This window comes from Halorubrum sp. DM2, from assembly GCF_901686465.1.
GTDB lineage: Archaea > Halobacteriota > Halobacteria > Halobacteriales > Haloferacaceae > Halorubrum.
Map to the genome: position 1 here is coordinate 1,281,838 of NZ_LR594487.1, position 18,342 is coordinate 1,300,179.

Below are 18,342 nucleotides of genomic sequence, written 5' to 3' on the forward strand. Positions count from 1 at the left end.
ATAAGCTCTTCATGTTATCCATAGTTCTAATACCGTGTACTATCTTATTTCGCCGCCTCTATACCCACTTTAGTCACCTCACCTCTCGCTACACTACATCTAGGGTAGCCTGTTCCTAGCGACTTACAACTCGAAAAAGGGGGGAGAGGGTAAAACATTCGAGATCACTAAAGCAGCTCACCAATTATTCTTCTCATTCGTGAACAGGTCCTACGAGTCTCATTCTTTCGCGACCGATCTGGGGCTTACTACTCGAAAACGGGGTGTATGAGAAAGACCGTATCATTCAGGAAATCCGGATTATGAGGATTTTGCTCTGAGACCACCTTGGCTCACTTCTCCTTACAACGCGAAAACGGGGTGGGTGGGAGGTAGATGGAAGAATCAAGCGAGGTGTGTTACCGCTCCTTAACGCCTTACAACTCGAAAATGGGGGGTCTGGGTCATCGAGGCAATCGACGATAGATCTTCGTCGAACCGTTACAACTCGACAACGGTGGGTGATAGATTCCGAAAACGGTCTCTGACTCATACAGAAGATACGAGGCTGTTGTCGTTGGATTGCCTGTTTTCGACCGGATACAACTCCACAAGGGTCCATATTTTTATACCCAGAGTTCGAGGGGGTTCATAATGGGACGAGAGGGACGTAGAGCAGGATCGAATAAGCCAGAAGGTGAGGGAGATCGTGAATCTTCTTCTGCTGATCCTGAAAATCTTGAATCGATGGATGAGGAGGTCGCATCTCCTGATACGTCACAAACGACGTTCGAAAACGGATCAGATTCTGCCGATTCGTCTCAGGAGGCAACCAATGGCGACGGTGGCGGCATCTCAATTCGTGATCGGCTACAAACTGAGTCGTCCGGTGGTGTTTTCACAAACAAAGACCTCGTCCGGTCAGATACTATCATCGACGAGGATCGTATCGTCGGTCGTGACGACCAACTGGGCCGTGTCGTCGACAATCTAAAACCGGTCCTCCAGAATGAGGGGATCCCCGATATGCTCCTGAGCGGACCATCTGGAACGGGGAAATCGCTCATCATTCATGCAGTGTGTAAACAGATCATCGAACTATGTGAATCCCAAGACAAGACCTTCGGGGTCCTCTCTATCAACTGCGAGGGACCGAAGACTGCAGATCGGGCCGTCTACCGGTTAGTTAAAGCTGCTGCCGACGACCTCGGTGTCGATCCTGGCGTTCCCCAAACCGGCGTCTCAACGGATCAGAAACTCGAGCGACTGTACGAACTCATGCGAGAGTATTACGATGGTGTCATCTTCATCCTCGATGAGATCGATATGCTCGAGGGGCCGTATCAGGAAGCAGAGTACAATTCTCTTATCTACCAGCTTTCACGAGCTCGCAAACTCGCCGACTTTGATGGTCCTATATCGCTCACAACGATTACGAACTACGCCGACTTCATGAAGGATCTCAACAGCCGCGCACAGAGTTCTTACAACCCTGACGACATCTTCTTCGATGATTACGATGCGAACCAACTCCGTAGTATTCTCCGCAATCGGCGGGACGCTTTCAAGCCAGACTCACTTACAGATGACGTTGTTCCGCTTGTTGCTGCGTTCGGATCCCAAACACACGGGGATGCGCGGAAAGCGATTGATCTCCTTAGATGGGCTGGCGAATTAGCCGAGCGGCGTGGGGCTGACACGGTCACCGAGACTGATGTTCGTGATGCTCAGGAGAAATATACCGAAAACCGCAAGCTCCGCCATATCAGCGGTATTTCGACTCAAAAGAAACTCTCTATCTATGCCGTGGCGGCGACGGCCAGCTACGCAAGAGAACATCCTGAGTGGATCCCTGCTGGACCTGCGTTCAAGACGTACCAGTTCATTGCTGATACGATGGATGCGGACCAGTATAGTCGCGAGACGTTCGTCAATCACGTCACCGAGCAAAGCACGTACGGTGTGTTGGACTTCGAGCGACGGGGTAAAGGCCGAGGCAGAGGAGTGCATATGTATTTCTCCCTCTCTGAAGATCCGGAAACGATCATGGAGACGATTCGGGAGGATTCCCGGTTCGAGGATCTAGCTCAGGAGGAGGCGACTATCAGCGCGGTTGTCCGCGAACGGCTGAACCAGTTCCGGAGTAAGAACTAATCTTACCCGTATTCTCTCCGCACTTACTTCTCGAAAACGGGGAGTGTTCATACATCGAGTGATGCGTTACAACTCGAAAATGGGGGGTGTCAGTCGCAGGGATATCTCGTTACTACTCGAAAACGGGGGGTGGGTGAGTCGAGAATTCGACGGCTCGGTAGATCAACTGTGTTATCACTTAGCCCTCTCCCATATACAACTCGACAACGGGGGGTGCCCTGCGATTTTTCTCTCGTCGGTACTATTGATGATGCGGAGACCGTAGAGAAACGACAGAAATGCGGGGGGTGGGGATCCTTCGGAATCTTCCTCACCCCCTTCCCTCAACATCCAGTTACGACGGAAACGTGGGGTGGGTGTCTTCCCTCCTCGAGTTTTACTCGTCCGGGTTAACCGGCCCTTTGTACTGTGAGCGAATTTTCTCTCCTTCCCGCCACTGCCAGTAGTAGTAGAGATTGTCGTTGATCTCTTTGATCGTGATCGTTGCCTTGGCAGGGACGTCGTCCGGAAGGTCGTCTGGTCGCTCCTCTACTGCTTTCTCGTCAGCCGACTCCTTGAGACGGGCCTCACGTTCCTTGTGCTCGGCGAGTGCTTCGGCGTACGTCGCAATCTCTCGGAGCTGCTCCGGGGTCGACTCGTTGAGCGTGTTGACGATCTCCGTCGTAAGGGTCGCGGGTGGGGTCGGGGGTTCGTAAGACATCGACTGTTCACGTGTTAACCAACATAACCCACTAAACCATAGTCATGTTGGTTAAACCGATGAGATCGGCTCCCGCGCCTGCTGGCTGCAACACCACTCAAAATTTCTTTATAAGTTAGTTTCAAATCATGTTACACTATGCTACGGCGCATCGAACTTGAGATCCTCGCGACGGTCGATCGTGGCGACACGATCTCCGGGCTCGCGACGAAGCTCGACTACAGCGAGAGCTACCTCTCTCGTGGCGTCGGCGACCTCGTCGAGAAGAGACTCATCTACACGGAACGCGACGGCCGCCGAAAGCGGGTCGTTCTGTCAGCTGCCCGCGCCGTCGAACTCTACCAGGACCTCGTCCGCCAGTACTCCCATATCGACTTCCCCGAGCTGTTGACCGGGAAGACACTTGAGGTGCTCTACTACCTTGACCAGCCGCGAACTGTCGCCGAGATCGCTGACCGGAGCGACAACTACCGCAATACGGTCAACCGTGTCCTCAAGCGGTTTCGCGACCGCGGCCTCGTCGGGGTGGACGACGGCCGCTATGACTTCAACGCCGACTTCGACCGCCTCCACAAGTTCGCCCGTCAACTCACACACCATCTCCATCGCCAACGTCTCGAAACCGTCGCCTCGAAGGGCACGATTCTCTGGGAGGACTACAACGTGTTCCTCGCCCAGACCAGGACCGAGATCGGCATAGAGGCATTCCACGAAACCGGGCTCGCTCGATTTACGGCCTTCGACCTTCAATTTCTGCTCACCGACCACCGCTACTACTTCTATTCCGAGGAACTCGATATCCTCTCCCCAGCGGACCTCTGCTGTCACACGCTACTGATCGACGACGGCAGCCGCTACCGTTCGTACTGTCTCCTCTTGCTCAGACAGGTTGACGTCGACGAGGGCGACCTCCGAACGCAAGCTGTAAAGTATGACCTCGAAGACGAAATCAACGCCTTGCTCCGCTACCTTGAGACCCACGGCGATGTTACGGACGATCGCCTCCTCGAGTGGGACGAGTTCCAGAAGCTGGCGGCCGAGTACGAAATCGACTAGTGACCAATTTCCGATTTCATAAGGACTCAGAGGGATTTCTTGTCCTGGATGCCACACCACTCGAAATTGGTGAGAACTCAAAAAGGAATTAGGTTGAAGTAGTAACGCTAAGAATTACTTTACAATGAAAACAGATTCGAACGGTACTCTCGCTGATGGTATCCAGATATCCATCGACTTACCACTCCAAGACGACCGGTTACTCAGTGGAGATGCGACAGCCGAGATTCTTTTCTTTTTAACCCGACATCACGACGAGTCGTTTTCGATGACAGACCTTGCTGACGCAATTAGCTACACGCGACCGACGATCACCAAGACGGTTGACACACTCTCTCGGAACGATCTCGTTGTCGAAGAACACGACGGAGCCCGTCGACTTGTCCAGATCAACCGTGACCGGCTCACTATCCCAGACGATCCGTTCCTCGGAATTCCCCAGTCGGAGTTCCACGTGCCGGTACAGGACGCGACCGATCAACTTCGTACCAAACTTGATGACGTCCTCGCTGTCGTTTTGTATGGAAGCGTTGCTCGCGGTGAGGCTGACCGTCGCAGCGATATTGATCTTTGGGTGTTGGTTCGCGACGACCGACCGAGCAATCAACGACAGGCGAACCACATCAGGCAATCACTTGAGGAAGACACGTTTGGCGGGGATCGATACGCATTCGATATTGATATTGAGGCTCTCCAAGGGATCCCGACGTATACTGAGGAGCTCCAAGAAATTCTTCGCGATGGCATCGCAGTCTATCACACAGATGAGTTTGATACCGTCCGTAGTATGGTTCTTCACGGTGATGGGTGATCTGGGGGCGCTCAGAGAGGCCGTTGATGTGGTTGTCGAGGCCGCCAACAAGGCGGGATATGAACACTTGGCACGGGAGCACTACTCTATCGAAATCGATGAGCTCTCTGGCGCTCACCAATGTATTTGGTTGTGGCGAGATAAAATCTAGATACATCGAATGGCCGTTCTAGACGATCTTTCCGGGTTCGAATTTGAGGATCTGATCGAGGATGTCTTTCGGAACCTCGGCTACGAGAACGTCCGTCAGGCTGAGAAGACGGCAGACGAGGGCCGAGATGTCATCATGGAGGAGGTCGTCGACGGCACCCGACGCGCGGTCATCGTCGAATGTGAACATACGGCGACGGTTGGGCGGCCAGTCGTTCAGAAGCTCCATTCGGCGATCTCGACGTTCGACTTCGACGGTCCCAAACGCGGGATGGTTGTCACGACCGGGCGGTTCACGAGTCCCGCGAGGGAGTATGCCGGCCGCCTCCAACAGAACGATGATCCGTATCCTATCGAGTTGCTTGACGGCCAAGACCTTCGGGAGATAGCCGATGAGATCGGCCTAGATCTCTACAATGGTCGCATCGAGATTCTCTGTGACGAGACTCTGCGGCCGTACGACCCAGCGGCAGACGTCGACGCACCCGTTGTGGAGGCGTTCCGCGATATCGAGAATATCGAGGCGGCCGACCTTCCAGACTCATATTCGGCGGTGACGTTTCGCCCGGTCGTGGCAGTCACTGCGGACACGAACGCTGTCTTCGAGACATCGGTCGGCGTCATCCACCGGATAAACGACCGGACGCAGTTCGTGGTTCACGCTGAACGTGGAACCCCACAGGTCGTCGACGGAGATGTCGCGACACTGGTCACCGAGAATCTCCATACGAGGATCGAACTCGACTCTGAACAATTTGGCGAGGTGTTTGATGATGTTGAGGAGCACCGATTCGGGCAGACTCAGACCGAGTACAAGGAGTGGGCTGTCGAGCGGCTTCAAGACCACCACACGACGACGGTTACCTACACCGGCGACAACAACGTCACGTACAACAAGACCTGCGAGCCGAACCGCTCGGACATCTCCGTCCAGTCGATCGAGCCAGTCTACCTCCCCGAGGTTCGGCACACGACCGACATTCAGGAGTACACCTACCCCTACGAGTACTACGCGGCAGGCCCCTCTCGAGTTACTACCGAGGACGGTATCCATCGCTGTGTCCACTGTGAGGCCAGCGGCGTCGACGAGCCGTACACGTACTGCCCCAACTGCGGGGCGATCGCCTGCGACAGCCACATCAAAACCGAGCGGCTTGACCAGGAGCCGGTTTGTACAGGCTGTGCGGTTACCGAGCGGTTCGCACTGAAGACGAAGTACTTCTACGACGAGGAGAACCTAGAGGCGTTCCGCGATGAGTACGCCGCTATGCCGCTCCACGAGAAGGCGATGGAGAACAAGATACTGGCCGGTGGGGGCGTGGTCGCGACGCTGCTGCTCGTCGTTGGACTACTCGTCATCAGCGGCATCATTTAGAATCAGTTGTGACCTCACGCCTGCTCAGCAACCATTAAACCCGACTCCGTTCGTAGCAGTAATCGGTCATCCCTCGAAGTATCTCTACATCAATGGCGGTCAATTCTCATGAACCAACTGTGGAGACGCGAAAGTCAATTAGTATTATAATACAGACTGTCAATATGATAGTATGGGAACAGCAACCCGGAACCGATCCGGGGCCTCCAACGCTGACTATGAAAATGCGAAACGTGATTTAGCTGGTGCTGCGGGTGATAAAGATGCCGCCAAGGCCAGTGAAATCTATTTCAAGATGATTCTGGCTGCTCAACCGAACGGCGCAGCTAAAGTTCCAGCTTACTTAGCGGTCCGATATGGCTCTGAATTCATTATCAAAAGCCACCAGAACGGTATTGAGTCCGCTACCAAGGATGTCGGTTCCTCAGTGGTAAAGGAGGTCGTTGCAGCTGGTGCCTCTGAAGCTGTCATTGAGCAAACTTCAAAAGAAGCGGCCACGCGGGGACTTGCAGAGGGATCTCAAGGCACAGACCGGGCCTTCTCAGGGTCCGCAGAACGAGCAATGGAGAGTGCGATGGGTGACATCATGACTGAAGGAGCTGATGCTCTTGAACGACACCGAGATTCAAAATAACATTGACGAATTTGTAGAGGCGCATGGTGTTGAAGGATTCTTCCGTGTGTATCTTCGGGAGTATCTGTTTCAACTGCTCAACAAAGAGATTGAAGCAGCTACAAACGATCCCGAGTCAGACTCCGCCCTCCAACTCCACTTCAGCCAAAACGTCGAGACTGATCAAGAGATAGAAGAATTTGAAGAGCAACTACGAGATCAGTGTGCTAATCGGGCAGATGAGCTCGTCGAAAAAATACAGGACCAGCCGGAACTGGCTCCAATTTTCGAAGATGCCGATGTGGAGCTACTAGAACACGAGGATGTAGAGGAGATGATTCGGAATACCATGCACGAGATGATTAAGACATGGGGGGATGAAGATCTTGAAGGGAACTAAGCGATTCCTGATTAAGTCCGGAACTGGGTCGAATCTTAGCGAAGCAGACTCGGACTACACGATTGTCATCGACGATTACCGAACTAAGACTGAAACGGAAGGCAGTCGTCTAATTAAGTATGAGAAGAAGGTTCTCAGCAACTTGTTCGGACAAAACCCTCCTCCAACAGTCACGGCGTTGGTTGAGCTCGCACTCGGTACGTATGCTGCGGACCGTTTGGTGAAGCGAGGGCCTACTGGTGCGAAGGATGACGGCGAGGAAATGCTGAAATCACGGCAGATTCAGATCCTGTACCCTGTTGTCGACGTAAAGAAATGGCAACCACTAGAGTCTGAATTGAACCACGCTGTTAGCTTCATCTCGCGTGACAACTTCCAGTATCGGTTCATTGATGCTATAGACGAGAATCAGTCTGTTAATGAGAACGATGGTATGCCTCGTGGTCAACTGCCTGAGGCTGATTCTGTCGTACTCTTTTCAGGCGGATTAGATAGTTTGGGTGGACGATTTCATCTCGCTGATGAAGGGCACAATCCACATTTTGTCAGCGTGGATCATGGCCGAAACGTCGGCCATCTAGTGCGGAATTTTGACCATCTCTTTGATGCTAATCTTACCTCAATAGGTGTCGACGAGGGGTTCTCTGCCTATGAAAATACGCAGTTTACTCGGTCATTCATGTACTTTGCTTTCGCCGCCGCTGTCGCGGTAGCACTCGATGTTGATGATATCTATGTTCCCGAGAATGGTGTCCTGTCGCGTTTCTCCTCGTTGGAAACTGGCTGGACAACGACTCGTACAGTACACCCATTGTTCATTAAAAGCTTGAACAGAATTTTTGAGGAACTATTACCGGACCGTCAAGTGAAAATCAGCAATCCCTTCATTGATTACACAAAGGGAGAAGTGGTCAACTGTATCCCAAATAAAGAGGATATTTTCTTTACTCGAACTTGTCCACATCCACGTGAATTGTCACAAGGAAAGGACGCTGTGGGACACCCCTATAACTGCGGCGAGTGTATTCCTTGTCTTATCCGTATCATTGGTCTAGTGAACAGCGAACACGATATACAGCCAGACAGGTTGCTATTAGACAAGAACCATTTCATGGATCTTGACTTCTCGACCGTGAGTACAAAAACGATTGCTCAATCCGATCAGAATCGACAGTCCAGTTTGTCGGTGTTTTTGTTGGGCTTGAACGCTCAACTTTCGTTCGCGTACCGTATCCAGACTTTGACCCAAAAAGAACTGGCGTCATCCAACCCTGAGCTTCTTGACCCTGATATCTACGGGCTCTATGAGCGGTTTAGTAAAGAGATGTTCCGGACTGTTGAGTTCTTCGCCGCTGAAAACCCGACGCTGGAAGACTACGTTACAGAGTTTCTTTCCTTAGACGAGGGGGAACTCGTCAGCCTAAGTTAGCTTGTGGGCAATAAATATCCGATATTTCTGAGGCATATCGTTCGAGAATCAGATCGAGCACCACTTCTCATAGACGCGTTTTAGATATTCGTCAGATTATAGTAAATATGAAATGGTGTGTGGTCAATGGAGATGCTTAAAACCGCAGATATATGCCAGTTGAATATTATATCTAAATCAAGAGAATAGTCATGGTCAGGAGAGTATTTTTCAGCTTTCACTATGAGCGCGATCATTGGCGAACCAATCCGGTACGGAACAGTTGGGTGACCCACGACAACCGAGAGGGAGCAGGGTATATTGATGCTGCTGAATGGGAAGAAATCAAGCGAGGGGGAGAAGATGCAATCGAACGATGGATCGATGAGCAGATTCACAACACTTCCGTCACTGTCGTCTTGATCGGCAGTGAAACCTACAACCGTGATTGGGTAAACCGCGAAATTGAAAAAAGCTACAACCAGGGTAACGGCCTGCTCGGTATCTATATCCATAATATCGAAGACAAGAACGGAAGAACCGCTCGAAAAGAGAAAAATCCGCTTGATAAGTGGCACATCACCGAAAACGGACGGAAGAAGTATCTCTCTGACATCTTTGAAACCTATCATTGGAAACGTGACGACGGCTACAACAATATCGGAGGTTGGGTTGAGAAAGCTGCTCAATTAGCAGACCGGTAATCTATGTCGTCTGATAATGGCTTCCACCAAGAATTGGAGCACATACAGAACATTATCGATAGGCAGGCATCCAACTCATTCAAAATTAAGGGCTGGACAGTTACCTTGGTGGTTGTCGCACTTCTATTCCGGACGAATAACTTCCAACTATTCGCCGCTTTCATTCCTCTCATTGGATTCTGGTACCTCGACGCCTATTACCTGAGACAGGAGCGGAAATTCCGGAAACTATTCGACTGGGTCCGGCTTAACCGGGACGATACTGACGACTACCTATTCGACATGGATCCATCCCGGTTTGAGGACGATGTCGATGGAACAGTACAGCTGATGGCCACAAAATCCATGCTCACGTTCTACGGTACCATCGGAGGGCTACTGATTGTCTACACAGTAATCCTGATCTGTATCAACGGAGGAACCATCTTTGGCTAGAAGAGTCTTCTTCAGTTTCCACTACGGCCGAGATGTCTGGCGAGCGAACCAGGTTCGGCATAGCTGGGTGACCAGCAAAGACCGTGAAGCGGCTGGATTCTTCGATGCCGCAGAGCAGGAGACAATCAAACGGGCAACTGACGAAAAAATTCGCCATTGGATTAACGAACAACTTCAGGGAACATCTGTCACAGTCGTACTAATCGGTAATGAGACTGCGGAGAGGGATTGGATTCACTACGAAATCAAGAAAAGCATCGAAAGAGGGAACGGTATCGTCGGTGTAAAAATACACTCTCTTAATGACAAAGAATCGAACACTGACTTCAGCGGGACAAACCCGTTGAAAAAGTTCGTTGTTGAGGAGGGCGACAAGGTGCGTACGCTATCCAGTATTTTTCCCACCTACGACTGGAAACGAGACAACGGCAGAGAGAATATCGGCGAGTGGGCTGAGGAAGCAGCACAGACCGCTGAGAGTCTTTCCCGTGATCAGCAGAATTCGGTCCGACGCCGGGAGACAATCAGTGAAGGACTTAATCCAGACGCAGGAACTGTCATTTTCGTCCTCATCATCACTGCCATTCTAATTGACAAATACACCGATATTAACTTACGGGAGACGATTGACCTCTCACAGCTCCAACAGCAGAATGACCAATCTGACCCGTTCTCAAAGTACGAGTTCTAGACCAGGACGTGGTTTTCGAGAGTACCTGATGAAAGGCTAATATCCGCACTCCTCACATTCCCACCGGAACCCCTCGTTACGCCTCTTATCACTGACCGGCAATTGTAGAGAACCACACCGAAAGCACTCATTAAAGTTGTCGTCGGGGAACGCTTTCTCGAACTCTTCGATACACTTTTCGAGTTGATGCCTGGTGATGTTTGACCGGAACCACTCTTGGGAATCATATATCCTCTTATCAAGTTTGTCGGCTTCCTTCCGCCAATCTGCCAACGCTTCTAGCATATCGTCAGTTGTGGTACTCTCTTCAAGATCGTCGATACAGCCTTGTATTGCCTTCCGTCTTAGCTCTGGTTCGGCGCGTTCACGGGCTGCATCCCAACTTCCCTTGTAGAAGCTATCCTGCTGTTCCTTGATCTCTTCTGGCCTGTCTTTCAGCACATTAGCTTTCTCATGCCACTCTTGGAGAAGAGCATCTACAGCGTCTGATTTGCTCATAGCCGCAACTGTGTTTTCAACTAAAATAAGAATCCGGGTGAGGTTTCATCGTTGCTGTCGTATCGGATGTAGCGGAGGATGTGTAGGGGCATTCCTTACTCTATTGTGTTGGCATAAACCGATGTTTTCTATCGCTTCAGTCCACATCTATGTTGCTGGATTTGCTCTGGCAGCCCGACTTTTCTACAGACGGGACATTCCCGTTGGGGTGTCGGCGGCAGGTCATTCAAGCATTCAGTGGGGTGTGAGCTGTGCTTCCATGATTGGTGATTGGTCGTCCGCCGAGCTTCACGGAGGTGAATGCGAAGCCTCTCACGAGCTGTGTCTCCTCAAGGAGGTCTCCGATCGAGGGGAAGTCCTAGACGATGTCGCCGTTGGCGCGGTTTGAGATACGCGACACAACTGTTTCTAATTTCAGTTACAGTGAAACAGTAAGGAGTGTTCGTGGAGCCTGCTCTACTCAGGCAATACCCCTGTCTGACATAGTATTATAATGCTCGCGTTTCTCTCGTTTCACTACATGACTGAAACGACTGAAACGGCTGAAACGATCGAAGCGCCCCCAGCGATCGTGGCGATGCTCAACCAGAAAGGGGGGGTTGGAAAAACGACACTCACAATCCACGTTGCCGGCGCACTCGCCGACCGTGGGCTTGACGTCCTCGTGGTCGACCTTGCCCCTGAGGGGGCACTCACGTCGATCCTCGGCTACGACGAGGCGTACAGCGACCTTGACCGGGAGGTGTCACTCCACGAGTTGCTGCTCGATCCCAGCCGCGCAGACGACGTCGACGACATCATCATCACTGGCGAAGAGTTTGATCTCCTCCCCGCGAACGAGCGGATGGTCGATCGCACTGGCGGCGAACTCAATGGCGAACCCCGCGCTCGAGAACGGCTGAAGATGGTTCTCGACGAGCTCGCAACCGGGTATGATGTCGTTCTCGTCGACAACATGCCGAGCATCAACGTGCTCACGGACAATGCGCTGGTTGCCAGCGATGGTGTGTTGATTCCTGCCTACGCAGAGGCCCTCTCTGTCCAGGGCCTTGATCGACTCCAGAAGCAGATCGACAGCGTTCGAGAGTACTTTGGAACGGTACGAATTCTCGGTATCATCGCGAACCGCGTCGAGCATAACAAACAGGCCGACGCCATGCTCGAACAGTTACATTCCGAGTTTGAGGATGGACTCGAGATTCCAGTGTTCGACGTGTACAAGCGAGTCGATCTTCAGCGTGCGATCGCCGCCCAGGAGCGCTCTATCTTTGCGGCTGATGAACTCGACAGCGACATGGCCGAAGTACTCGCCGACGTGGCGGCACTCGTCGAGGCCGAACTCGTGAGGGAAGCAAATGAGTGACGATAAAGACGACGCCAGCGAGGAGCTGGGAAAGACCGGCGAGAAGATGGGTGGTATCGCTGACCGTTTCGGTGCGACGACTGAGGCGTCTGAAACAATCGATACGACCGAAACGGACGAAACGACTGACACAACAGAAACGACCGAAACGACTGAAACGATCGATGGGGCTAAGCAGACCTCCACGCCATCGTCTGAAATGACTGAAACGACTGACACGCTCGGGCCGGGCGATGAGGGATTCGTGCTGCGCGAAGATTGGAACGGGCGGACGATCTATCTCCCTGACGACGTCGTCGACGATCTCGACATCCGGTACTCGGAGGTCAACGTCGAATGGCAGCGTGAGCATGGCGAGCAGCTTCCGAAGAATGAGCGGTTCTATCCGGCGTTGATCCGGGCGGCAATCAATGAGACGTCTATCGAGGAAGAGCTCGGTCTCGACGGGTAGCGTCTTTCGATCTATTGTTCTTCTGTTACTCCCGTTCTAAATTCCTTTACATAGGTTAGCACGCACGTGGAAGGAGAGTGTTTTATAAGGAAATTGTAAAAACTTATTTTGTATCCTCCGAGGCGAGATAGAACCACATCTACCGCTGAAAGCTCCAGAACCGGTGGAGGGTCCTTACTTATTTCTACTGAATCCTATTGTACAAACATATTCCAGCCTGAAACAGCTGGTCGCTGAGAACTGTAAGCTGGGACTCCAACCGATTTTAGACGACATAACGTGGCAAAAGATGAGGGCTGATTTGAAAGATGAGCTCGGCTTACACGGCCGTGCGATTCAGCACAACAGCACATAGCACAGCAGTATACTCTTACAATAGTACACCTAACACGTGACTATGACAATGGACATGGAAGAGTTTGAGGCTGCGGGGAACGGGGAGGAGAGATTATCCACTAGCGAGGCACTTGTGAAGTTCCTCCTCGAGAATAGGGATCGAGCGTGGAAGCGCAGCGAGATCGCAGACGAAATCAACCGTGACCCGAACACCGTAGGAACGAACCTGAGCCGATTGAAAGATCGCGGTCTCGTTCGCCACCGCAAGAATCATTGGGCGATCACAGACGATCACCATCGACTCGTCGAAGCGACCCGGTTCTCAAAGGCATTCTCAACGCTCAACAAGTCGTTTGGATCGATTATCCAGAGCGAGGAGGAAGCAAAAGCGTGGAGCGACGCACAACCGGATCGGCCGCATCCGAGTGTTGTTGACGGTGAAGAAACCACCCAAACTATTGAACCTGAAGGAGACAACGGCGACGATCAGTGAGTTCGTACTGGCGGCATGAATTGGAGAGATAGCCGAGAACGGGTGGTATAACACGCGGGATTTACGTATAGCGCCTTCATTACTCTACGATACTCGATGACTGAAATTTCTGATTCGCTTCGCTCTCTGTTCAGTGCTCAAATCGAAGAACATGATGGGTCATATGTCGTGGACATCCCGGCGAGTGAAATCGAGCATGACGCGCTCGCTGCTGAGGAAACGTATCGCATCGCAATCCTGGCGTCGGAATCCTCGACAGAACAGAAGGCCCAGCAAGACCAACACCAATCGACTGCCCAAGAAACGACTACGACATCACAGGGTCCCCCCGTGGATGAAGGTGAGGTTCGCGACGTGACGATTGAGACGACGGGTGATCAAGGCGATGGCATCGCGAAGGTTGAGCGGGGGTACGTCGTGATCGTCCCCGGCGGACAACCAGGTGATGAACCGACGGTCGAGATCGAGCAAGTTCAAGAGAACGTCGCGTTTGCCAGCATCGTCGAACAAGACTCACGGGCGCTCTAACGTCGTTTTACTGGCAACCGTCTGTTTGGCCGGCGTCGTCGGGATCCTGACCACCTCGATCTACCCTACTCACTTCCTGGCTTTCCGACGTACTCCGATTTCATCGTCCCGTTCTCACGATAGTAGCGATAGAGATACGGGCCGTGCATATCTGCGGGATCCCCGCTGGCGCACTTACAGCTGTGGTCGCCACAGGTAACTTTCTCTTTGACGACGGTCGAGCTTCCGGCGCTATCGGAGTCGTCGACGGGCTCGGCAGTCTCGGGAAGTTCGTCAGTGTCAACCGACTGGTCGCGGTACTCGATGAGCGCCTCTATGTAACTCTGTACCTCCTGAAGTGTCTCCGTATCCTGTTTAGGGAGTCCTTCTGCGAGATACTTCGGAAGAGAGGTGGGTGATGACGGCTGCTCCATACCTTATGTAACAATCGAATCCACTTTAGCGCTCGGATGATACATAAGGTATTGAACCATCTCTACCAACTGTGTACTCTTCAGCGATCACTCGAGATCGTAGGCCGCAATCTCGTGAGAATCACACTGTGGGCATTCATCGACGCCCTTCTTCACGCTGTATCCACAGTGGCGGCATTTCGTGGTGCGTTATCGATGTCGGTTCGAGCCTGACGATCTGCCGAATGAACTGTTTACTAAGCATTGATGGGATCGACAATCTCGCCACAGCTTGGACATTCGGCCCACACGCCTGGGTCACCGCCAGCGGCCTCATAGTGGATGATCGCGTGTCGATCAGTAACTGTCTCGCCACAGAACGAGCAGGTACCACGGACTGTCTCTGGGTCATCGGGAGTCATTCACACGATCTCGGGAGTTCAGGGGGAAAGGGAGCGTGTGACACTCTCTTTGAGCTGGTCCGGTCAGTGAGACTGACCCAGCTTTGCTCCTTCGCCTCAAAATTAGAGACTCTGTGACTTATACTTCGGGCGAGCGGAGTGAAAGTACTGTTCAATGCTGCTTGGCCGTGCTTCTCAAGTGAACATTGTGTAGTTGTGGTCGCCAGCATTGATAAGTGTTCGAACTCTGTTGAGCGACTTTGTTGGCGAAAACAGCATCCATTTTGAATTGAGATTCGCGGTGTATTGACGTGCCAATTGTTCCAAAAAATATACTCTTTCTCCGTTCTCGTCTACAGTACTCGGTTCCGGAATCGGATGTTGGTATAGGAGGGGGAGAGGGGGGGTCTATGAATAATGGAAGCAGCCCAAAAGGTGGGGGTGGGGGGTCGCCAGAATCTTCCGTTAGACCCCGTTAAACGCCAATGCCTCGCTCTATGACATCCCAAACCCTCATATCCAAGATCCTATCTTTAAAACTGAGAGTTTTATATAGGATACACGCTAATTATATCCTCAATGGGAAATAATTAAGTTGTATAGTAGACAACGAGATTAGTGTTTGACAGGACTGGCTTTCCGTGAGATCGGCTTCTGTCTTCTCCCGTGGTTTGTAGCTACGGTGTCTCTCCCGTGGTATCTCCCGTGTTTTCTGGTTGTAATCTCCCGTGAGGGGGACACCTTCTCAGCCCGTTCCATTATTCATAGATCCCCTCCCCCTACCCTTACCGATAATATTCGATATTGTGTGTAGGTTCTCCGTGCTTGGATGGTCGATATTTATTTCAAAACATCTATGTTTTCTGCCTTACAACGCAATTCCGATCTCTCGATACCTGCTCCAGTCAACGCTCCCGCGCTCACTTAGTGCCCAGCAGCTGGGTGGGTATCGTCATCTCGGTCGTCGTCGATCGGTTTGTAGTCACTCTCCATGCCGACGGGACGAAAACCGGGTACGTAGCTGAAGCGTTTGCCAGGCTCGCCGTAGAACATGACCGGGAGCGTCCCCCGATCGTCTCGTGCCCCGTAATGTGGGGGCCACGTGTGGAGTTCAGCCGTCGGCTTGTACACCTGCGGCCCAGGAAGCGCTGCGCGTTCCAGATCGGTGAGATCGAGTACCCGAACCTCAAAGCGACGAGCGAGTTCTTTGGCGTTGGATGTGATCTCGGTTGTATGACACAGAACCGGCATTGCCCGGCAGGCAAACGCGATCGTACACAACCGGAAGATCGTCGACGGCGTGATCGTGTCGCTCGTCCAGTCTTTACACTGCGCAACGATCCAATCTGTCGGCTGCTGTTGTTTTGGCTTCCGAACAGCCACGACGTCGACCTCGAGACCGAACAGGCGCTGGCGGGTCTCTGCTTGGTACCCCCACCGCTTCAACGCGCGATGGAGTTGATACTCAAGCCACCGTCCATCGCCAATCCCACGGCCAGCCACATCTGCATAGGCCGATCGGTGACTGGAGAGTTGCTCGGGCAGCGTGGAGTCGTCCGTTGGCCCCTCAGAAAGTGCGTCCTGAAGGATGACGATATGGTCTCGAATTATCTCGAGTGTTTGCTCGATCGAATACTCCTGTGAGGAGCGGTCGTACCCCTCAATAGAGAGATCCTCAAGCAGCCGACCGAGACGTAGTTGAATGTGATAGAGTGCTTCGTCGGAGTCGTCCCAGGTCACAACGTCACGATCTGCGTGAGACAGAACACCCTCTGAATCTGCAAGCTGTCGGCGGATCGTCTTGAGCGGGTAGAGCGCGAGGAACAACCGTCGCCGTACGGTGACGTTTTCGACGGTCGTGAGTGTCTCCTCCTCAGTCAGGGCAACCCGGAACGTCTCAATAGCGTCGATGAGCTGGGTGAGCTCGCGGGCGAACCCCGGTGGAACCGAGAGTGTTTCATCTGTCATCGGGAGAGCGGACTTGGCGTGAAGTCTTGGCGAGTTAGTGCGGTCGCTGAGAGCGGTTGGAGCGTTGGCTGCCCGTGGGTGCGGAGGTGGTGGTAGAACTCGTCTGTCGTCGCAGGATACCACTGTGGGCTATCACGCTCGCGGTAGCGGAGATCGCCGTCGACGGAGGCGACCACCCCCTGTTCGGTCGTGGCCGTCTTCGCGAATACGAGCACGGGCGGATCCGGACGCGCCCAACAGTCACGGATCCACTCGAGCATCGTTTCGAGCGGTGTGGGATCGACCGGGTCAGGATACCGTGCGGCTGCCGGCGCGCGTATCGCGACATCGTCGACGCGGTCGCTACCACAGGAGCGCCACTCGGTGCCAGTCCACTCGAGTTCACGGCGTGTCCAGGACTCGCCAGTGCTGTCGGGGTCGAAGCGGAGGCGGCGCGGTGGCGCACCCGGTGGGTTCCACTGAAGCAGGCACGCACCGTCGTCGGCGAGCGTGGCGTCATCGCGACGGCGACGAGACGCGAACAGTGTAGCGTCGATCTGTTCCCGTGCCCGCCTTAGGGTCGCGGGTGGATCGCCGCCCGGCATCGAAACGACGTCGTCACCGTCGTTGACCGCCTCGAACAGCCGGTGGAAATTGGAGTCGACGTCTCTGAGTGTCTCCAGTTCGGGCTGGTAGTCAGCCATTAGGCGTCCTCCGAGTCCGGTTTGTAACATGCAGTCTGAAGCCGGCGGATGTATTCGGCAAGCGGTTCGGTGGCGTCTGTCGGTGTCACAGTTTTTGACCGGTCATCATACGCGACGGCACCGCTCTGATCGAGCGTCTCGAGATGTGTTTGGATCAGCGAGACGTATACCGAGGTCCGTTTGTTACTGCCGACCTTGCTGGGATCTATTGCATGTTCGATGGCCGCGATCTCAACGGCCAGATCACCGGCAGAAATCTCTGTGTGTGACTGTGAGAGAGAGAGTAAGACGCGCCGGCGCCGACTGTTCGCGATTGAGGTGAACGCTCTCTGTGGGTCCATCGGAATGGCGAGTGAGGACGGCTCGTCGGGAGCGTCGGTCACTCAGATCGCCCCGTAGATGGACGGCTATTGGTGGTTCGGTAGCGAGGGCTCGGGGAGCCATCGCGGGTGTACGGTACAACGTGGAGTGTCAGAAGGCCAGTGTCGAGAGCGACACGCTGAGACACAGAGTTATCACTCCTGGCCCTGTTCGGGTTGCTTGCTGTCATTGGGTGGCAGCACGACTCCTCCGGCGGTAGGACGCCGGAGGGTTCCGTCAGGAATCGTGCGTGTACTGTTGAGAACTGATTGTAACTTTTATATGGGTGTCACAAAACGCAGATTGTGAATTTAGTCCTTTGAACGCTTCTACCGTGTATATCTGGGTGTGTTCTTAATCACCTCTTAATTCACGCACCACCCACATCCGGTA

20 protein-coding genes are annotated in these 18,342 nt (G+C 53.0%); 14 read left to right on the forward strand and 6 right to left on the reverse strand.

Annotated elements, in window-relative coordinates; genetic code table 11:
* The first annotated feature begins 726 nt into the window (after window positions 1–726).
* Window positions 727–2,133 carry a Cdc6/Cdc18 family protein gene (locus tag QOL69_RS06515; protein ID WP_345782495.1) on the forward strand — a complete coding sequence of 469 codons (1,407 nt, stop codon included), beginning with the start codon at window positions 727–729 and terminating at the stop codon, window positions 2,131–2,133.
* A 376-nt stretch (window positions 2,134–2,509) separates the two neighbouring features.
* Here the strand turns inward: QOL69_RS06515 and QOL69_RS06520 are convergent, their stop codons facing one another.
* Complete coding sequence (locus tag QOL69_RS06520) at window positions 2,510–2,833, reverse strand: DUF6788 family protein (RefSeq protein ID WP_283402525.1); 324 nt, start codon at window positions 2,831–2,833, stop codon at window positions 2,510–2,512.
* 138 nt (window positions 2,834–2,971) lie between these two features.
* Here QOL69_RS06520 and QOL69_RS06525 point away from each other — a divergent pair, with 138 nt between their 5' ends.
* The 9 genes from QOL69_RS06525 to QOL69_RS06565 all read left to right on the forward strand — a co-directional run bounded on the left by QOL69_RS06525 (window position 2,972) and on the right by QOL69_RS06565 (window position 10,476).
* A complete protein-coding gene (locus QOL69_RS06525; RefSeq protein WP_283402526.1) occupies window positions 2,972–3,889 on the forward strand; it encodes a helix-turn-helix domain-containing protein in 918 nt (305 codons plus the stop codon).
* Window positions 3,890–4,013: 124 nt separating this feature from the next.
* Window positions 4,014–4,700: a nucleotidyltransferase domain-containing protein gene (locus tag QOL69_RS06530; protein WP_283402527.1), complete on the forward strand. Its 687-nt coding sequence runs from the start codon at window positions 4,014–4,016 to the stop codon at window positions 4,698–4,700.
* 160 nt (window positions 4,701–4,860) lie between these two features.
* On the forward strand, window positions 4,861–6,225 hold the full coding sequence (locus QOL69_RS06535; RefSeq protein ID WP_283402528.1) for a restriction endonuclease: 1,365 nt from the start codon (window positions 4,861–4,863) through the stop codon (window positions 6,223–6,225).
* A 172-nt stretch (window positions 6,226–6,397) separates the two neighbouring features.
* Window positions 6,398–6,859: a hypothetical protein gene (locus tag QOL69_RS06540; RefSeq protein WP_283402529.1), complete on the forward strand. Its 462-nt coding sequence runs from the start codon at window positions 6,398–6,400 to the stop codon at window positions 6,857–6,859.
* Window positions 6,828–7,238: a hypothetical protein gene (locus QOL69_RS06545; protein ID WP_345782478.1), complete on the forward strand. Its 411-nt coding sequence runs from the start codon at window positions 6,828–6,830 to the stop codon at window positions 7,236–7,238. The genes QOL69_RS06540 and QOL69_RS06545 overlap by 32 nt, the downstream gene beginning before the upstream one ends.
* The gene (locus QOL69_RS06550; RefSeq protein ID WP_283402531.1) at window positions 7,225–8,667 is read left to right on the forward strand and encodes a hypothetical protein; all 1,443 of its coding nucleotides are present in this window, start codon (window positions 7,225–7,227) and stop codon (window positions 8,665–8,667) included. Before QOL69_RS06545 ends, QOL69_RS06550 begins: the two co-directional genes overlap by 14 nt.
* Window positions 8,668–8,858: 191 nt before the next feature.
* Complete coding sequence (locus tag QOL69_RS06555) at window positions 8,859–9,350, forward strand: TIR domain-containing protein (protein ID WP_283402532.1); 492 nt, start codon at window positions 8,859–8,861, stop codon at window positions 9,348–9,350.
* Window positions 9,351–9,458: 108 nt separating this feature from the next.
* The gene (locus QOL69_RS06560; protein ID WP_283402533.1) at window positions 9,459–9,785 is read left to right on the forward strand and encodes a hypothetical protein; all 327 of its coding nucleotides are present in this window, start codon (window positions 9,459–9,461) and stop codon (window positions 9,783–9,785) included.
* The gene (locus QOL69_RS06565; RefSeq protein ID WP_283402534.1) at window positions 9,778–10,476 is read left to right on the forward strand and encodes a TIR domain-containing protein; all 699 of its coding nucleotides are present in this window, start codon (window positions 9,778–9,780) and stop codon (window positions 10,474–10,476) included. Before QOL69_RS06560 ends, QOL69_RS06565 begins: the two co-directional genes overlap by 8 nt.
* A 36-nt stretch (window positions 10,477–10,512) precedes the next feature.
* On the opposite strand, the gene QOL69_RS06570 is transcribed toward QOL69_RS06565, so the two are convergent.
* Window positions 10,513–10,974 carry a hypothetical protein gene (locus tag QOL69_RS06570; RefSeq protein ID WP_283402535.1) on the reverse strand — a complete coding sequence of 154 codons (462 nt, stop codon included), beginning with the start codon at window positions 10,972–10,974 and terminating at the stop codon, window positions 10,513–10,515.
* A gap of 520 nt (window positions 10,975–11,494) precedes the next feature.
* On the opposite strand from QOL69_RS06570, the gene QOL69_RS06575 reads away from it, so the two are divergent.
* From QOL69_RS06575 to QOL69_RS06590, 4 genes are all read left to right on the forward strand, one after another.
* On the forward strand, window positions 11,495–12,337 hold the full coding sequence (locus QOL69_RS06575; protein WP_283402536.1) for a ParA family protein: 843 nt from the start codon (window positions 11,495–11,497) through the stop codon (window positions 12,335–12,337).
* Window positions 12,330–12,788, forward strand: coding sequence for a DUF8160 family protein (locus tag QOL69_RS06580; RefSeq protein ID WP_283402537.1), 459 nt, complete (start codon window positions 12,330–12,332; stop codon window positions 12,786–12,788). The genes QOL69_RS06575 and QOL69_RS06580 overlap by 8 nt, the downstream gene beginning before the upstream one ends.
* Before the next feature lie 397 nt (window positions 12,789–13,185).
* Window positions 13,186–13,617, forward strand: a complete 432-nt coding sequence (locus QOL69_RS06585; protein WP_283402538.1) for a MarR family transcriptional regulator — start codon at window positions 13,186–13,188, stop codon at window positions 13,615–13,617.
* 96 nt (window positions 13,618–13,713) lie between these two features.
* Window positions 13,714–14,145 (forward strand): TRAM domain-containing protein, encoded by a 432-nt coding sequence (locus tag QOL69_RS06590; protein ID WP_283402539.1) that lies wholly within the window; start codon window positions 13,714–13,716, stop codon window positions 14,143–14,145.
* Between the two features lie 65 nt (window positions 14,146–14,210).
* Here the strand turns inward: QOL69_RS06590 and QOL69_RS06595 are convergent, their stop codons facing one another.
* From QOL69_RS06595 to QOL69_RS06610, 4 genes are all read right to left on the reverse strand, one after another.
* Window positions 14,211–14,558: a DUF6788 family protein gene (locus tag QOL69_RS06595; protein WP_283402540.1), complete on the reverse strand. Its 348-nt coding sequence runs from the start codon at window positions 14,556–14,558 to the stop codon at window positions 14,211–14,213.
* A gap of 1,304 nt (window positions 14,559–15,862) precedes the next feature.
* On the reverse strand, window positions 15,863–16,906 hold the full coding sequence (locus QOL69_RS06600) for a restriction endonuclease (protein ID WP_283402541.1): 1,044 nt from the start codon (window positions 16,904–16,906) through the stop codon (window positions 15,863–15,865).
* Complete coding sequence (locus QOL69_RS06605; protein WP_283402542.1) at window positions 16,903–17,589, reverse strand: hypothetical protein; 687 nt, start codon at window positions 17,587–17,589, stop codon at window positions 16,903–16,905. Before QOL69_RS06605 ends, QOL69_RS06600 begins: the two co-directional genes overlap by 4 nt.
* The gene (locus QOL69_RS06610) at window positions 17,589–17,930 is read right to left on the reverse strand and encodes a DUF7344 domain-containing protein (RefSeq protein WP_345782496.1); all 342 of its coding nucleotides are present in this window, start codon (window positions 17,928–17,930) and stop codon (window positions 17,589–17,591) included. Before QOL69_RS06610 ends, QOL69_RS06605 begins: the two co-directional genes overlap by 1 nt.
* Between the last annotated feature and the right edge of the window lie 412 nt (window positions 17,931–18,342).

What these genes read in the sequence shown, in the direction of transcription:
- QOL69_RS06545 (WP_345782478.1), top strand. Translation starts at nt 6,828, where the DNA reads ATGCTCTTGAACGACACCGAGATTCAAAATAACATTGACGAATTTGTA.
- QOL69_RS06530 (WP_283402527.1), top strand. Translation starts at nt 4,014, where the DNA reads ATGAAAACAGATTCGAACGGTACTCTCGCTGATGGTATCCAGATATCC.
- QOL69_RS06525 (WP_283402526.1), top strand. Translation starts at nt 2,972, where the DNA reads ATGCTACGGCGCATCGAACTTGAGATCCTCGCGACGGTCGATCGTGGC.
- QOL69_RS06515 (WP_345782495.1), top strand. Translation starts at nt 727, where the DNA reads ATGGATGAGGAGGTCGCATCTCCTGATACGTCACAAACGACGTTCGAA.
- QOL69_RS06605 (WP_283402542.1), bottom strand. Translation starts at nt 17,589, where the DNA reads ATGGCTGACTACCAGCCCGAACTGGAGACACTCAGAGACGTCGACTCC.
- QOL69_RS06600 (WP_283402541.1), bottom strand. Translation starts at nt 16,906, where the DNA reads ATGACAGATGAAACACTCTCGGTTCCACCGGGGTTCGCCCGCGAGCTC.
- QOL69_RS06535 (WP_283402528.1), top strand. Translation starts at nt 4,861, where the DNA reads ATGGCCGTTCTAGACGATCTTTCCGGGTTCGAATTTGAGGATCTGATC.
- QOL69_RS06610 (WP_345782496.1), bottom strand. Translation starts at nt 17,930, where the DNA reads ATGGACCCACAGAGAGCGTTCACCTCAATCGCGAACAGTCGGCGCCGG.
- QOL69_RS06575 (WP_283402536.1), top strand. Translation starts at nt 11,495, where the DNA reads ATGACTGAAACGACTGAAACGGCTGAAACGATCGAAGCGCCCCCAGCG.
- QOL69_RS06540 (WP_283402529.1), top strand. Translation starts at nt 6,398, where the DNA reads ATGGGAACAGCAACCCGGAACCGATCCGGGGCCTCCAACGCTGACTAT.
- QOL69_RS06555 (WP_283402532.1), top strand. Translation starts at nt 8,859, where the DNA reads ATGGTCAGGAGAGTATTTTTCAGCTTTCACTATGAGCGCGATCATTGG.
- QOL69_RS06585 (WP_283402538.1), top strand. Translation starts at nt 13,186, where the DNA reads ATGACAATGGACATGGAAGAGTTTGAGGCTGCGGGGAACGGGGAGGAG.
- QOL69_RS06580 (WP_283402537.1), top strand. Translation starts at nt 12,330, where the DNA reads ATGAGTGACGATAAAGACGACGCCAGCGAGGAGCTGGGAAAGACCGGC.
- QOL69_RS06590 (WP_283402539.1), top strand. Translation starts at nt 13,714, where the DNA reads ATGACTGAAATTTCTGATTCGCTTCGCTCTCTGTTCAGTGCTCAAATC.
- QOL69_RS06520 (WP_283402525.1), bottom strand. Translation starts at nt 2,833, where the DNA reads ATGTCTTACGAACCCCCGACCCCACCCGCGACCCTTACGACGGAGATC.
- QOL69_RS06595 (WP_283402540.1), bottom strand. Translation starts at nt 14,558, where the DNA reads ATGGAGCAGCCGTCATCACCCACCTCTCTTCCGAAGTATCTCGCAGAA.
- QOL69_RS06570 (WP_283402535.1), bottom strand. Translation starts at nt 10,974, where the DNA reads ATGAGCAAATCAGACGCTGTAGATGCTCTTCTCCAAGAGTGGCATGAG.